Genomic DNA, 15,341 nt, shown 5'->3' with positions numbered 1-15,341 from the left:
AGTTGGAGTGCGCGCTAGGATAGAGCCGCAAGGGGGATGCATGATCCACGCTGGCGACGATCCTGATCGCACCGAGCTTCTGGCTACGCGCACCGGCGCGGCCGGAACGGGCGATGGTGCCACGCTGGCCGCGGGGGTGCGCCTGGGGCGCTATCGCATCGTCGAACTCCTTGGCCGCGGTGGCATGGGCGAGGTCTACCGCGCGGAGCAGCTTGAGCCGGTGCGGCGTACGGTCGCGCTCAAGCTGATGCGCGGCAGGCGCCTGGAGGCGCGGCACCTGGCGTACTTCGAAGTGGAGCGCCAGCTGCTGGCGCAGATGCGGCATCCCGCGATCGCCCAGGTCTTCGACGCCGACACCACCCCCGATGGCCAGCCCTATTTCGCGATGGAGTTCATTGCCGGCAGTCCGCTGACCGCGTATTGCGAGGCGAATGCGCTGCCGCTTGAAGCGCGGCTGCGGCTGCTGGTGGGTGTCTGCGAGGGCGTCCAGCACGCCCACCAGAAGGGCGTGGTGCATCGCGACCTCAAGCCCGGGAACCTGCTGGTGGACGAAGTCGACGGCCGCGCGCTGCCGAAAATCATCGATTTCGGCATCGCCACCGCGGCCACCGCGGTCGCTCGCGATTCGTCCGGTGGCCATCGGGAGGTCGCGGGAACGCCGCAGTACATGAGTCCGGAACAGGCCCTTGGCGACCAGGCGCTGGTCGACACCCGCAGCGATGTCTACTCCCTTGGCGTGGTGCTGTTCGAACTGCTCACGGGGCAGCGCCCTGCCGTTGCCGGCGAGAGCATCGCGGGCACCACGCGCACGCTGCGACTGCCGTCCCGGCACCTGGCCACGCTGCCGCCGGGCGAAGGAGAGCGGCTGGCCCGTGCGCAGGGCATGAACGTGCCGCGGATGCGGCGGGTGCTGCGCCACGAGCTCGACTGGGTGGTCGCCCGCGCGATGGCCCATGACCGCGCCGACCGCTATCCGTCGGCCGCGGCGCTGGCCGACGACCTGCGCCTGTTCCTGGCAGGCCGCGCGCTGTCGGCGGTGCCCGCGTCGCGACGCTACACCGCAGTGAAGTTCATGCGCCGGCACCGCGCCGCCGTGCTTGCGGCGTCGGTGGCGGTGGTCGCCCTGCTGGGCGGCCTGGCGATGTCGGTGCACGGCCTGATGCAGGCCCGCGCGCAGCGCGCGATCGCCGAACAGCGCAGCGCGCAGTTGGAGACGGTGGCGGCGTTCCAGCAGTCGATGCTCGAGGACATTGACGTCGAGGCCATGGGCAGCGGGCTGGCCGCGGGCCTGCGCGCGCAGCTCGACAGAGCGGGGCCGGAGGCGGCCGCGGCGCTTGACGAAGTCCTGTTCCACGCCAGCACGCCCGATCTCGCCCGCAGCCTGGTCGACGGCAATATCCTGCTGCGGGCGGAAGCGGCCATTGCGCGCGACTTCGCCACCCAGCCGCTGCTTGACGCCGACCTGGGCGAATCGGTCGCGGCCGTGCGCGCCGCGCTGGGACTGCACGCGGCCGCGGCGCAGGGCTACGCGAGGGCCGCGGCGATCCGTTCGCGTGAGCTCGGGCCCGGGGATCCGGGTGCACTGGACGCGCGCCGCGAGCAGGCCGAGATGTTGCTCCTTGGCGGCGATCCCGAAGCGGCCCGCGAGGCCATCGACGCGGCCTTTATCCACGCCGGTGGGCTGCCTGCCGATGGCCCGCTGCGGCTGCGGATGGAGCATACCGATGCCGACATCCTTGCCTCGATCGGCGACCGTCCCGAATCTTTGCGTCGGCTGCAGGCGCTCCACGCACGCGCCGCTGCCGCCCAGGGCGACGAGGGCGCGGAAGCCACGTCGATCCTCAACAGCCTGGCGATCCTTCAGACGCGCATGGGCGATCCTGCTGCCGGCCTGGTGTCGATGGAACGACTGGTCGCCATCCACGAGCGCGAATTCGGGCGCGATGGGTCGGAAACGATCAATGCACTGCACAACATGGGTCCGATGCTGGTGCTGACCGGCAACGTCCAGGGGGCGATCACGCTCCAGCGCGAGGTCGTGGCCCTGCGCAGCCGCCGACTGGGTGCCGAGCATCCCGCCACGCTGTCCTCGCGCAGCAACCTGGTGTCGTTCCTGAGCGATGCGGGCGAGCTGGAAGAATCGCTGGAGACCGGTTCCGATGTGGTCGAAGCGATGGAGCGCGTGCTCGGCAGGGCCGACCGCGCCACCCTGCGCGCGAAGTTGAACCGGTCCACCACGTACGCACGCGCCGGTGACTACGAGGCCGCGCTGGCGATGCAGGCCGAGGTGCTGGAGGCGCGCACGAAGCTGCTGGGGCCGACCCATCCCGACACGCTGTTCATCGCCATCAACCGCGCCGGGACCCTGCTGCAGTCGGGGCGCCCGGAAGACTCGCTGGCCCGCATCACGCAGCTGCTGCCGCCCGCTGCCGAAGTGCTCGGCCGGCGCCATCCGCAGCTGCATGCCGCCATGCAGATCCACGCCGAGGCGTTGGAGGAGCTTGGCGACCATGCCGCCGCCGCCACCGCCTTCGCCGGGCTGCTGGCCATCCGCCGCGACGTGGCCGGTGAGGACCATCGGCTGACGGTCGAGACCGCGGTGCAGCTGTCCGATGCGCTGGCGGGCGCGGGGCGCAATGCCGACTCGGAGGCGGTGTGGGCCGATCTGGTCGCGCCGCTGCTTGCGGCCGAACCGGACAGCCTGGCGCCGCCGCTGCGTGAGCTGGCCGACAATCTGCGCGATGACGCGGGTGGGCGGTAGCGCTACGGTTGGCCGGCGCGGTTGAGGCTGCGCTTGGCTAGCCGCGATCCCGCTATTCGCCCGGCTTCGCCGCTTCGGCGGGCGCGTTGGTTGCCGCCCGCCGGGCAAGCTGCACTTCGCGGTGCGCGATGTAGATGTTGGCGGCCAGGATGATGCCGGCGCCGAGCAGGGTCCATCGCGTGGGCTCTTCGCCGAACAGCAGCCACGCCGCCAGTGCCACCAGCGGCAGCTGGACGAAGCTGATCGGCTGCAGCGCAGAGACCTCGCCAATCTTCAGCGCGCGCGTCCACAGCAGCTGGCCGCCGGTCCCGAAGGCGCCCAGCAGCAACAGCCACAGCCAGGTGATGCCCTGCGGCCACTCCCAAGCGAACAGCGCCGGCACCAGCGACATCGGCACCCAGAACACGTAGGTGTAGAAGACAATCGTGTCCGCGGCGTCCACGCGCGAGAGCTGCTTGATCTGGATTGCGACCAGCGCCGCGAGTACGGCGCCGCTCAGGGCCACCAGTGTGCCGAGACTGAAGTCGGTGCTGCCCGGGCGCACGATCACCAGCACGCCCACCAGGCCGATCAGCACCGCCGACCAGCGGCGCATGCGCACGACTTCGCCAAGGATGAACACCGCCGCCACCGTCGCGAACAGCGGCGTGGCATAGGACAGCGCCACAGCCTGCGCCATCGGCAGGTGGCCCAGCGCCCAGAAGCCGCAGAGCATCGACCCGACGCCGATCGCACATCGCAGCACGTAGCGCGGCAGCTGGGCGGTGCGCGGCAGGTGCCAGCGGCCATGGAACAGGAAGGGCAGCAGGAACAGCAGGCCGAAGAAGTTGCGGAAGAACGCGATCTGGTAGGTGGAAAGATCCGCCGAGGCGAGGCGGATGGTGACCGCCATCGCGGCGAAAAAGCTGGTGCTTCCGAGCATCAGCAGCGCCGCGCGGGCCTGCGGGACCGCCGCCGCTGCGCTCACCAGTGCGCGCCGATGATGCGCGGTTCAGGCTCCAGCGCCACGCCGAAACGCGCCTGCACCGAAGCGGCGATGCGGCGGGCGAGCGCAAGCAGTTCCGCGCCGCTGGCGTTGCCGTGGTTGACCAGTACCAGCGCGTGGCCGGGCGCGACGCCGGCGTCGCCGTCGCGATGGCCCTTCCAGCCGGTGGCGTCGATCAGCCAGGCGGCCGAGAGCTTGCGCAGGCCGGGCGTCCCGGCGTCGAAGCAGGGCAGGCCGGGATGCGCGGAGAGCAGGGCAACCGCCTGCGCTGCGGGCACGATCGGGTTCTTGAAGAAGCTGCCGGCATTGCCGAGCCGGGCCGGGTCGGGAAGCTTGCGCCGGCGGATCCGGCAGACGGCGTCGGAGACCCGGGTCGGCGTGGGCGCATCGATGCCCATCGCCTCGAGTTCGGCGCCCAGGCCCGCGTAGCCAAGCTCCAGCTGCGGCGTGCGCGACAGCATGAACTCCACCGCGGTCACCACCCAGCGCCCGGGCTCGCGCTTGAAGCGGCTGTCGCGATAGGCGAAGCCGCAGTCGGCCGCGGCCAGGCGTACCGCTGCGCCGCGTTCGCGGTCCCAGGCCTCGACCGCATGCACGTGGCGGTCGAGTTCGACGCCATAGGCGCCGATGTTCTGGATGGGCGCGGCGCCGACCGTGCCCGGGATCAGCGAGAGGTTTTCGAGCCCGGACAGCCCCATGGAGAGGGTGTGCAGCACGAAGTCGTGCCAGCCGCAGCCTGCTTCGGCGCGCACGATGACGGCGTCGCCGTCGCCGTCGCCGTCGCCGTGCGCACCGAACGTGATCGCATCGCCGGTGAGCGCCAGCGCGACGCCGCTGAAGTCGCCCGCGAACAGCAGGTTGCTGCCTCCACCGAACACCAGCAACCCGTCCGCCATCCGCGAATCGGCGAGGACCGCGGGCAGGGCATCGGCGTCGGCCACTTCGACCAGCCAGGCCGCGCGCGCGGGCACGCGGAAGCTGGTGCGCGCGCCGAGGTCGGCGTCGCGCGTCCAGCGCACCGCGGGGTCTGCGTCGATGGCGGCGGCACTCACAGGTTCGGGAGGTTGCCGCGGCTCGGCGCTTCCTTGCGCCGGCGGATGGCTTCGACGCACTCGCCGATCAGCGCCGGGCCGCGGTAGACAAGGCCGGTATAGAGCTGCACCAGCGAGGCGCCGGCGGCGGTCTTCTTGGCCGCGTCGGCGCCGGAAAGGATGCCGCCAACGCCGATCAGGGGGATGCCCTCGGGCAGGCGGGTGCGCAGCATGCGCAGCACCGCGGTGGACTTGTTCATCAGCGGCTCGCCCGACAGCCCGCCTGACTGGTGTGCGTGCGCATGGCCCTGCACCGCGATGCGCGACACCGTGGTGTTGGTGGCGATCACGCCGTCCACGCCCAGGTCGCCCAGCACGCGCGCGGCGGCGTCGATGTCCTCGTCGCTGAGGTCGGGCGCGACCTTGACCAGCATCGGCACGCGGCGGCCGTGGCGCGACGCCAGCCGCTCCTGCGCCTCGCGCAGCGTGCCCACCAGGTGGCGCAGCGACTGCTCCTCCTGCAGCTCGCGCAGGCCGGCGGTGTTGGGCGAGGAAATGTTGACCGTGACGTAGTCGGCCAGTGGATACACCCGCTCCAGGCAGTGCAGGTAATCGACGTGCGCCGACTCGTTGGGCGTGTCCTTGTTCTTGCCGATGTTGATGCCGAGCAGGCCCCGGTCGCGGTGGCGCGCGCGGCCGACGTTGCGTACAAGGGCGTCGACGCCGTCATTGTTGAAGCCCAGGCGGTTGATGATGGCCTGGTGCTTCGGCAGGCGGAACATGCGCGGCTTCTGGTTTCCCGGCTGCGGCCGCGGCGTGACCGTGCCGACTTCGACGAATCCAAAGCCGAGCCCCAGCAGTGCATCGATGTGCGCGCCGTTCTTGTCCAGCCCGGCGGCCAGGCCGACCGGGTTGGGGAAGCTCAGGCCGAAGACCCTGGTCGGGAACGCGCGCGGCACGCCCCCGAGCAGGCGCTGCACCCGCATGCGGTGCAACGCCTCGAGCGAGGACAGGCCAAGGCCGTGCGCGCGCTCCGCGTCGAGTGCGAAGAGGAAGGGGCGCGCCAGGCCGTACATGCGGTCCTCAGAGGTCGAACTTGATGCCCTGTGCCAGCGGCAGCGCGTCGGAGTAGTTGATGGTGTTGGTCTGGCGGCGCATGTATGCGCGCCACGCATCCGAGCCCGACTCGCGACCGCCGCCGGTGTCCTTCTCGCCGCCGAACGCGCCGCCGATCTCGGCGCCCGAGGTGCCGATGTTGACGTTGGCGATGCCGCAGTCCGAACCCGCCGCCGACAGGAAGGCCTCGGCGCGCTTGAGGTTGGTGGTGAAGATCGCCGAGGACAGGCCCTGCGGCACGTCGTTCTGCATGGCGATCGCGTCCTCGAGCTCCGAGTACTTCATGACGTACAGGATCGGCGCGAAGGTCTCGGTCTGCACCACCTCGGCGTCGTGGGCCAGCCCGGTGACGATGGCCGGACGCACGAAGAAGCCCTTGCGGTCGGTGAACGCGGTGCCGCCGCTCTCGACCGTGCCGCCGGCGGCCTTGGCCTGTTCGATCGCCGCCAGGAAGGCATCGATCGCCGACTGGCTGTTGAGCGGGCCCATCAGGTTGGCAGGGTCGGTCGGGTCGCCGATCTTCGTTTCCACCTGCGCGTAACCGGCCTTCAGCTTGGCCAGCACGTCGTCGTAGATCGACTCGTGGATGAAGGCGCGGCGGGTGCTGGTGCAGCGCTGGCCGGCGGTGCCGACGGCGCCGAACACGATCGCCGGGATCGCGAGCTTCAGGTCGGCGGTCTCGTCGACGATCATGGCGTTGTTGCCGCCGAGCTCGAGCAGCGAACGGCCGAGGCGGCGCGCGACGCGCTCGCCGACCTGGCGGCCGACCCTGGTCGAGCCGGTGAAGCTGATCAGCGACACGCGTCGGTCGTCGACCATGCGCTCGGCAAGCGCGTTGTCGGTGTCGTTGAACAGAAAGAACAGGTCCGGGAAGCCACCTTCGCGCAGGGCCTCGTTGCAGATGCGGATCGAGGCGATCGCCGACAGCGGGGTCTTGCCCGAAGGCTTCCAGATCGAGATGTCGCCGCAGACGGCCGCGATCAGCGCGTTCCAGGCCCAGACCGCTACCGGGAAGTTGAACGCCGAGATGATCCCGACGATGCCCAGCGGCTGCCACTGTTCGTACATGCGGTGGCCGGGGCGCTCGGAGTGCATGGTGAGGCCGTAGAGCTGGCGCGAGAGGCCGACGGCGAAGTCGCCGATGTCGATCATCTCCTGGACCTCGCCGTCGCCTTCCGGCTTGGACTTGCCCATCTCGAGCGCGACCAGCGAGCCCAGCATGTCCTTGTTGGCGCGCAGCGCGTTGGCGCACAGGCGGACGGCTTCGCCGCGCAGCGGCGCGGGCGTGGTGCGCCAGGTCTTGAACGCGCGCTGGGCGCGCTCGACGATGACTTCGTAGTCCTCGGCGGAAGAGGCATGCACCTGCGCCAGCACCTCGCCATCGGTCGGGTTCACGGGCTCCAGCACGCCGGCATCGCGGGTCTTGGACCACTCGCCGTTGCCGAGGTAGGTGCCGGATTCGGTGGCGGACAGGCCGAGGGCGGTGAGGACGGGATGGGGCATGGGTGAAACTCCTTGAGGCGAAAAGTGGTGCCCCCGGCGCGATTCGAACGCACGACCTTCCCCTTAGGAGGGGGACGCTCTATCCAGCTGAGCTACGGGGGCAGCAGCCGGCAATTCTCGCACGGTGCCTCCGGGGCGGGCAAAGATGCGGGTGTGTGCGCAAGGCGTGGGGTGCCGGTGGCGGGCTCCGGACAACAAACGGCTCTTCCGGAATCCCGGGGATGCTCCGGGGGGGCGGCTGCCCCTCAGCGCAACAATGCCTCCAGCGCGCACCATCGCCCCGCAGTCCGGAGAAGACCCAACAAAAAGGCCGGAGCGGTTTCCCGTCCAGCCTTCTTGCGTGTGCATCACTGCGGCGAGTGACGAATCTGATTGGTGGAGCGGAGGGGGATCGAACCCCTGACCTTCGCGATGCGAACGCGACGCTCTCCCAGCTGAGCTACCGCCCCATCAGACGGAACATTCTACGCGTGCGCATCCCCGGTCGGCAATTCCCCCGCGCCATCGGCGAGCAGGGGCGCGAGCACGGGTTCCAGCTGGTCGCGGCGCCAGCGGCCCAGCGTGGCCCAGTCCTGGTCATCCAGGAGAGCCTCAAGTCGGCGGCGGGAGGCCAGCACGCCGTCGGGCAGGCCGAGTTCGGCGCTGCGGGAGGCCACGGCATCCTGCAGGCGGCGCACGGCGCGCTTGTCGCGCTCCTCGGTGCGGATGGGCGGTGCGTCATCCTCGTCGGCCAAGGGCGTCACGAGCGCCGTCCAGACCTCGGCCAATAGCTTGCGCGGAGCCTTGGGATGGCGGTCGAACAGGGCCTTCAACGCGGCCTGGTCGGCGGGCTGGGCGCGGGCGATGGCGGCAGCCAGGTCGTTGTCGAGCACCCAGCTGCGCGGCCGGTCGTGTTCGCGCGCCCAGGCGTCGCGCCAGCGCAGCAGGCGCAGCAGGCGGTGCTGCGCGGCCTGGTTGAAGTACTGGGCGGCGCGGATCGGCAGGTGCGGCCAGCGCTCGAGGCTTTCGTCGCGGGCGTTGCTGACCATGCGCCCGCAGTCCTCGCGCAGCCAGGCCTCGCGGCCCAGGGCTTCAAGCCGGCCCTGAAGATGGTCGTGAAGCTCGAACAGGTGGCGCACGTCGTCGGCGGCATAGGCGAGCTGCGCGTCGGACAGCGGGCGGCGCGTCCAGTCGGAGCGGGTTTCGCCCTTGCCCAGCGCCACGCCGGTGATGTCGGCCACCAGCCGCTGGTAGCCGGCGCCCGCGGCGAGGCCGGCGATCGCCGCGGCCACCTGGGTGTCGAACAGCGGTTCGGGCACCGCCTTGCAGGCGTGCAGGAAGGCGATCAGGTCCTCGCTGGCACTGTGCATCACCTTGGTGATACCGGTATCGAGCAGGATGCCGCGCAGCGCGTCCGCCATGCCGGGCGCCTGCATGTCGAGCAGCAGGATCTCGTCGTGCACGGCCATCTGCGCCAGCGCCAGGTGCGGCCACCAGGTGCGTTCGCGGATGAATTCGGTGTCGAGGCCGATCCGGGACGGACGGGTTTCGAAGCGGGCGAGCAGGGCGGCGGGCTCGGAGACCCAGGTGAAGTCATGTTCCATCGGCGCCAGCGTACCGGCCGCCGCGCATCCCCGGCAATCACGGGCCGGCGGGGCGGCCGGCTGCGCGGCCCGGCCCGCTTGCCGTAATCTGGCGGCCGTGACTACCCCGCAGACGCTTCCCACGCCCGTCGCCTGGCCGCGCCGGGCCGGCATCGCCGCAGCGCTCGCGCTGCTGCTGGTCGCCGGCTGCGCGCGCGAAGAGGCCGAAGCGCCCGACGCCCGGGCCGCCGCCGGCGAGCCCCGCGGCGACGGCAGCGTGACCATCAGCGGCGATGACCGCCTGGCCGGGAGCCTCACCTGGCAGGCGCCGCGGGTGGATCTGGGCGATGAGGACACCGCGCTGCCGGACGCACTCGAGCGCGCGGGCCAGGCGCTGGAGGCCGCCGACTTCGACGCCGGCCCGGACTCGGCCATCCCCCTGTACCAGGCGGTGTTGGCCCGGGACCCGGACAACACCGATGCCGCGGACGGCCTCCGGCGCGCGCTGCAGGGGCTGTTGGCCCAGGGCGGCGAGGCACTCGCACGCGCGGGCGACGATGACGACGCGCTGCGCCGGGCGCGCGAGGTCGCCGCGGTGGCGCGCAGCCTGCGCCCCGCCGACGCCGGCGTGCGCGAGTACCTGGCCGGCGTGGATCGCGCCGAACAGCTGGCCGAGATCAACCGTGCCGCCGAGGACGCGCTTCGCGCCGGGCGCCTGGGCGAAGCGGGAGGCGGCGCCCTCGCGCTCGTGCGCAAGGCTCTGGCGCTCGATGAAGCCCAGCCCCGCGCGCTGCAGGTCCGCGCGGCGGTGGAGAGCGCCATGCTCCGCCGCGCCGAACAGGCCGCGTCCAAGGGCGACTTCGAAGCCGCCGACACCTGGCTGGGGCATGCGGGCGGAGTGCGCGACGACGCCGCCACGGTGGTCGATGCCCGTGCCCGCATCGACACCGAGCGCCGTGCCTGGATCCTGCGCCTGCGCGACGAGGGCATCGCGGCGTTGCCGCAGGCCGACGGCATCGAGCGCGCGCGCGCGCTGCTGGCGCGCATGCTGGTGCTGGCCGAGCCCGGCAACGCCGCGGTCGCCGAGCTTCGCGAGCGCATCAACCTGGCCGTCCATTACGGGAGCTATCGGCCCGGGCAGCGCTTCACCGACGCGGCCGGCGGCGGGCGCGGGCCGCAGATGGTCGTGGTGCCGCACGGCGGTTTCAGCATGGGTGCGCTGGACGACGACGGCGATGCCGACGACAACGAGCGGCCGAGGCGCTACGTGCGCTTCGATCGCGGCTTCGCACTCTCGCTCGGCGAGGTCAGCGTGGGCGAGTTCCGCCGCTTCGTCGACGCCACCGGCTATCGCACGCGCGCCGAGCGCCGTGGCTTCTCGATGGCCTACGACGAACGCAGCGGCAACTTCGTGCGCCGCAGCGGCGTGGACTGGCGCTCGGACTTCGCGGGCGCGCCGGCCGAGGCCAGGTTGCCGGTCGTCCACGTCGGCGCGCGCGACGCCCAGGCCTATGCCGACTGGCTGGCCGAGGTCAGCGGCCAGCGCTACCGGCTGCCAAGCGAAGCCGAATTCGAGTATGCGCTGCGTGCCGGCGGGGAAGGACGCTACCCGTGGGGCGACGGTGCGCCGCCCGCGCGCGCCGGCAACCTGACCGGTGGCAAGGACCGCTCGCCCGGCGGCCGTGGCTGGAGCAATGCCTTCAAGGACCACGACGACGGCTACTGGGGCCCCGCGCCGGTCGGGAGCTTCACGCCGAATGCATTCGGCGTGCACGATCTTGAGGGCAACGTCAGCGAATGGGTCGCCGACTGCTGGCACGACAGCTACCGTCGCGCGCCGGTGTCCGGAACCGCCTGGGTGAACCCGGGCTGCCGGATGCAGGTGGTGCGGGGCGGGGCCTGGGCCAGTTCGCCGCCGCAGACGCGCAGCTCCTGGCGCGCGCCTTCGCCGGTCGACAACACCAACGCGCGCGTCGGCTTCCGGGTCGCGCGCGACCTCTGAAGACAGGGCGGGGAGCAGGCATGCGACAGGATCCTTTCGGGCGTCGGCAACAGCAACAGGCGGCGCGGCCCCGCCGGCGCGGTTTCAATCCCAGGATCCTGATCCTCGTCGCCTTCATCGGCTACGGCGCGTACTACTACTTCTCCAACCAGACGCTCGATCCGGTGACCGGCGAGAAGGTGCTGATCGACCGTTCGCTTTCGGTCGAGGACGAGAAGGCGCTGGGCCTGCAGGCCTACGAGGAGATCCTCTCGCAGGAACGCCCCGTGGACCCGGATACGCCGATCGCGCGCGAGGTGCAGGAGATCGCGCGCCGGCTGATCGCCAAGGTGCCCGAGATCGAGGCGGCGCTGGCGGCGGAGAACGGCCAGCAGCCGACCGGCTTTTCCTCGACTTTCGAATGGGATGTCCAGGTCATCCAGTCCGAGCAGGCCAACGCCTTCTGCCTGCCGGGCGGCAAGATGGCCGTCTACACCGGCCTGGTGCCGGTGGCGCAGAACGAAGACGCGATGGCGGTGGTGATGGGCCACGAGATCGCCCACGCGCTGCTGCGCCACGGCGCCCAGCGCATGGCGCAGCAGAAGCTGTCGCAGGTCGGGCAGATGGCGGGCGCGATGAGCGGCATGGACCCGCAGCAGCAGCAGATGGTGATGGCCGCGATGGGCTACGGATACCTGCTGCCGTATGCGCGCAAGCACGAGACCGAAGCCGACCACGTGGGCCTGATGCTGGCGGCTGCCGCCTGCTACGACCCGCAGGAATCGGTGCCGCTGTGGGAGCGCATGAGCGCGGCCAGCGGCGGCCAGGCGCCGCCGGAGTTCCAGTCGACGCATCCCAACCCGGGGACGCGCATCGAGAACCTGCAGTCGCTGATGCCCAAGGCCATGGAGTACCGCCAGCGCTTCTGCGCGGAGGCGCCACCCGCCACGCGCAGCTAGCCGGGCGATTGCCTTCGCAGGAGCGGCGACGGCCGCGATCGCGTTGGAGACTTACTTGCGCCTGGTGCCGGTGGCCGGCTCGCGCGGCTTTTCAGCAGGCTTGGCGCCGGCAGCCAGGTTGCGCTGGAACTCCTGCCACATGGCCATGTTGCGTTCGGTGATCCCGCTCATCATCGACCAGGGGGTCTGGCCGAGCATGCCGCCCATTTGCTGGCGGAACTGCTGTTGCTGCTCGAGGAAGGTATGCATCGAGCGCTCCAGGTAGGAGCCCATGAAGCCCTGCAGGGAGTCGCCGTAGAAGCGGATGATCTGGCTCAGGAGTTCGGTCGACAGGATCGGCTGGCCGTCCTGCTCCTGCTCGGAAATGATCTGCAGCAGCACCTGGCGGGTGAGGTCGTCGCCGCTCTTGGCGTCGCGGACCTCGAAGTCTTCGCCGTCGACGATCAGCTGGCGCACGTCCTCGATGGTGATGTAGCTGGAAATTTCCGTGTCGTACAGTCGGCGGTTCGGATACTTCTTGATGACGCGCGTGGCCATGCTGCAGTGCTCGATTTCCCTGACTCACCGCAGCATGACGCAGCGCAACAGCGCTTGCAACCGGCGCCCGCGGGGCGTTGCGCGGGCTACCAGCCCATGTATTGGCCGCCGTTCGCGGCGAGGTTCGCACCGGTGATCCAGGCGGCCTCGTCGGGCAGGAAGAAGGCCACCGCGTAGGCGATTTCATCCGGCTTGCCCAGGCGGCCGGTCGGGATCTGGGCGACGATCTTCTCGCGCACCGCCTCGGGCACCGCCATCACCATGTCGGTGCCGATGTAGCCGGGCGAGACGGTGTTGACCGTGATGCCGAGCTTCGCGTTCTCCTGCGCCAGCGAGATGGTGAAGCCGTGCATGCCGGCCTTGGCCGCGGCGTAGTTGGCCTGGCCGTACTGGCCCTTCTGGCCGTTGATCGAGCTGATCTGCACGATCCGTCCCCATTTGCGCTCGCGCATACCTTCAATCACCGGGCGGGTGACGTTGTAGCAGGCGTTGAGGTTGGTGGTGATGACGTCGGTCCACTGTTCGGGCGCCATCTTGTGGAAGGTGGAGTCGCGGGTGATGCCGGCGTTGTTGACCAGGATCTCGATCGGCCCCAGTGCCTCTTCGACCCTGCGCACCATGGCCTCGGCATCCTCGGCCGAAGACACGTCGCCCTTGACCAGGGTGAAATCGAAGCCTTCCGCCTGCATCGCCTGTTCCCAGGCGCGGGCCTTCTCTTCGTTGCGGTAATTGGTCGCGACCCTGTGGCCGGCCTTTGCAAGGCGCTTGCAGATGGCAGTGCCGATGCCGCCGGTTCCCCCGGTAACCAACGCAACCCGTGACGTCATGTCATCGCTCCCGATGCCAGGCGCGGCGTGCGCCCGCTGCGTTCGATTCTATGCGCGCGGCATTGCAGTGGCATTGTGCAGTGCGGTGGCGGACACGGGCCCGCGCGGGATGCGCGCCGGATCGAAGCTGCGCACCGCCGCGTGGAGCGTGGCCCCGAGCGCGGCCGGCGCCGGCAGCATGCGCGGGTCCTGGCCGAGCACGCCCCAGGCGCAGCGCAGCGCGGGCAGCGGATCGGCGTCGTCCACCGGAAGCGATGCGCGCGACTTGGACAGCTTGCGGCCGTCCCCGTCGAGGACCAGGGGCAGGTGCAGATAGCGTGGCCGCCGCAGGCCGAGCGCACGCTGCAGGAACAGCTGGCGCGGCGTCGAGTCGAGCAGGTCCGCCCCGCGCACCACGTCGGTGATGCCCTGCGCGGCATCGTCCACGACCACGGCGAGCTGGTAGGCCCACCAGCCATCGGCGCGGCGCAGCACGAAGTCGCCGGCTTCGCGCGCCACGTCCTGGGCCACGTGGCCGTGGACCGGGTCGTCGAACGCGGCGTGGCTGCCGTCGGGCACGCGCAGGCGCACGGCCGGGTCCGGGCGACGTGCGCCGGGCCGGCAGGCGCGATGGATGCCGCCCGACAGGGCGACATCGCTCCGGCTGCAGTGGCATTCGAAAGCCCGCTCGTCGTCCAGCAGCGAGGCAAGAGCGGAGGCGTACAGCGCGCCCCGGTCCGACTGCCGGACCACCGGTCCGTCATGCTCCAGCCCGAAGGCCGCCAGGGTGCGCAACTGCGCCCGGGCGGCGCCCGGCACCTCGCGACCCTGGTCCACGTCCTCGATCCGGATCCACCATTCACCGCCGTCGCGGCGCGCGGCCAGCCAGCTGCCGAATGCGGCCAGCAGCGAGCCGAAATGCAGGGGTCCGGTGGGCGAGGGCGCGAACCGGCCGCGCACCGGGGCCGCGGGCGGCGTGGCGGGAGGCGGCTGGAGGCTGTCCGGAGGAGGCGGTCTGGTCGTCATGGCGGGGTCTGCGCCGTCATCTTGAATTCAATGCCGGCCGGTCACACTTCATGGCATTGCACCACGAACCTTGCAGGAAACCTCCCCATGCTCAAGCGCGTCGTCCTTTTCCTCGCCACCAACCTGGCGGTGCTGGCCCTGCTCAGCATCATCATGTCGGTCTTCGGCATCAACCCGCAGTCGATGGGCGGATTGCTGGTCATGGCGGTCCTGTTCGGCTTCGGCGGCTCCTTCATCTCGCTGCTGATGTCGAAGTGGGTGGCCAAGCGCGCCGCCGGCCTGCACGTCATCGAGCGCCCGAACAGCGACGTCGAACGCTGGCTGGTCGATACCGTCGCCCGCCAGGCCCAGGCCGCCGGCATCGGCATGCCCGAGGTCGCCATCTACGAGGCGCCCGAGATCAACGCCTTCGCCACCGGCGCCAGCCGCAACAACGCGCTGGTAGCGGTGTCCACCGGCCTGCTGCGCTCGATGGACCAGGACGAGGCCGAGGCGGTGCTCGCGCACGAAGTCAGCCACGTCGCCAACGGCGACATGGTGACCATGGCGCTGCTGCAGGGCGTGCTCAACACCTTCGTGATCGTGCTCGCGCGCGTGGTCGGCCGGGCGGTGGACGGCTACCTCAGCGGCGGACGCGACAATGGCGGCGGCGGGCTGGCCTACTTCGGCATCGTGTTCGTGCTGGACATGGTGTTCGGCCTGTTCGCGAGCATGATCGCGATGTGGTTCTCGCGCCATCGCGAGTTCCGCGCCGATGCGGGCGGTGCCGCGCTGGCGGGCCGGGAGAAGATGATCGCGGCGCTGAAGCGCCTGTCGCTCAACCAGGGCCAGAACACGCTGCCCAAGCAGGTCGCTGCCTTCGGCATCAGCGGTGCGATGGGCCACGGCCTGCGCCGGCTGATGCTCAGCCACCCGCCGCTGGAAGAGCGCATCCGCGCGCTCGAAGCCGGCAGCATGGACGGCGAGGCCGCCCTGCGCCAGGGCCTGTTGGCCTGACGGCACTGGGGGGGGGGGGGGGGGGGGTTGTACCAGCCGGCCCGCCACCAGAAACGACCCACACGCAAGCACCACAGG

The 15,341-nt window shown here is 70.9% G+C and carries 12 protein-coding genes and 2 tRNA genes; 4 read left to right on the top strand and 10 right to left on the bottom strand.

What is annotated here, in order from left to right:
- Positions 1-40 precede the first annotated feature (40 nt).
- The gene (locus WCE39_RS07350; RefSeq protein ID WP_343276046.1) at positions 41-2,761 is read left to right on the top strand and encodes a serine/threonine-protein kinase; all 2,721 of its coding nucleotides are present in this window, start codon (positions 41-43) and stop codon (positions 2,759-2,761) included.
- Positions 2,762-2,813: 52 nt separating this feature from the next.
- Here the strand turns inward: WCE39_RS07350 and WCE39_RS07345 are convergent, their stop codons facing one another.
- The 7 genes from WCE39_RS07345 to rnd form a co-directional block, all read right to left on the bottom strand.
- Complete coding sequence (locus WCE39_RS07345; protein WP_449284003.1) at positions 2,814-3,683, bottom strand: DMT family transporter; 870 nt, start codon at positions 3,681-3,683, stop codon at positions 2,814-2,816.
- A 41-nt stretch (positions 3,684-3,724) separates the two neighbouring features.
- Complete coding sequence (gene murB / locus WCE39_RS07340) at positions 3,725-4,798, bottom strand: UDP-N-acetylmuramate dehydrogenase (RefSeq protein WP_343276045.1); 1,074 nt, start codon at positions 4,796-4,798, stop codon at positions 3,725-3,727.
- The gene (locus tag WCE39_RS07335) at positions 4,795-5,853 is read right to left on the bottom strand and encodes a quinone-dependent dihydroorotate dehydrogenase (RefSeq protein ID WP_343276044.1); all 1,059 of its coding nucleotides are present in this window, start codon (positions 5,851-5,853) and stop codon (positions 4,795-4,797) included. The genes murB and WCE39_RS07335 overlap by 4 nt, the downstream gene beginning before the upstream one ends.
- A 7-nt stretch (positions 5,854-5,860) precedes the next feature.
- Positions 5,861-7,396: an L-piperidine-6-carboxylate dehydrogenase gene (amaB, locus tag WCE39_RS07330; RefSeq protein WP_343276043.1), complete on the bottom strand. Its 1,536-nt coding sequence runs from the start codon at positions 7,394-7,396 to the stop codon at positions 5,861-5,863.
- A 25-nt stretch (positions 7,397-7,421) separates the two neighbouring features.
- Positions 7,422-7,498, bottom strand: a tRNA-Arg gene (locus WCE39_RS07325).
- Between the two features lie 271 nt (positions 7,499-7,769).
- Positions 7,770-7,845, bottom strand: a tRNA-Ala gene (locus WCE39_RS07320).
- Positions 7,846-7,860: 15 nt separating this feature from the next.
- Positions 7,861-8,979, bottom strand: coding sequence for a ribonuclease D (gene rnd, locus WCE39_RS07315; RefSeq protein WP_343276042.1), 1,119 nt, complete (start codon positions 8,977-8,979; stop codon positions 7,861-7,863).
- 97 nt (positions 8,980-9,076) lie between these two features.
- On the opposite strand from rnd, the gene WCE39_RS07310 reads away from it, so the two are divergent.
- A complete protein-coding gene (locus WCE39_RS07310) occupies positions 9,077-10,960 on the top strand; it encodes an SUMF1/EgtB/PvdO family nonheme iron enzyme (protein ID WP_343276041.1) in 1,884 nt (627 codons plus the stop codon).
- Positions 10,961-10,980: 20 nt separating this feature from the next.
- A complete protein-coding gene (locus WCE39_RS07305; RefSeq protein WP_343276040.1) occupies positions 10,981-11,898 on the top strand; it encodes a M48 family metallopeptidase in 918 nt (305 codons plus the stop codon).
- A 51-nt stretch (positions 11,899-11,949) separates the two neighbouring features.
- On the opposite strand, the gene phaR is transcribed toward WCE39_RS07305, so the two are convergent.
- The 3 genes from phaR to gluQRS all read right to left on the bottom strand — a co-directional run bounded on the left by phaR (position 11,950) and on the right by gluQRS (position 14,267).
- Positions 11,950-12,435 carry a polyhydroxyalkanoate synthesis repressor PhaR gene (gene phaR / locus WCE39_RS07300; protein WP_343276039.1) on the bottom strand — a complete coding sequence of 162 codons (486 nt, stop codon included), beginning with the start codon at positions 12,433-12,435 and terminating at the stop codon, positions 11,950-11,952.
- Between the two features lie 86 nt (positions 12,436-12,521).
- Positions 12,522-13,262 (bottom strand): beta-ketoacyl-ACP reductase, encoded by a 741-nt coding sequence (phbB, locus tag WCE39_RS07295; RefSeq protein WP_343276038.1) that lies wholly within the window; start codon positions 13,260-13,262, stop codon positions 12,522-12,524.
- A gap of 48 nt (positions 13,263-13,310) precedes the next feature.
- A complete protein-coding gene (gluQRS, locus tag WCE39_RS07290; protein WP_343276037.1) occupies positions 13,311-14,267 on the bottom strand; it encodes a tRNA glutamyl-Q(34) synthetase GluQRS in 957 nt (318 codons plus the stop codon).
- A gap of 87 nt (positions 14,268-14,354) precedes the next feature.
- Between gluQRS and htpX the strand changes: the two genes are divergently transcribed.
- The gene (gene htpX / locus WCE39_RS07285; protein ID WP_343276036.1) at positions 14,355-15,263 is read left to right on the top strand and encodes a protease HtpX; all 909 of its coding nucleotides are present in this window, start codon (positions 14,355-14,357) and stop codon (positions 15,261-15,263) included.
- Positions 15,264-15,341: the final 78 nt, after the last annotated feature.

The sequence above is a fragment of the Luteimonas yanweni genome (genome assembly GCF_039548475.1).
Lineage (GTDB): Bacteria > Pseudomonadota > Gammaproteobacteria > Xanthomonadales > Xanthomonadaceae > Luteimonas.
This window is presented reverse-complemented; position numbering and strand designations above follow the sequence as displayed.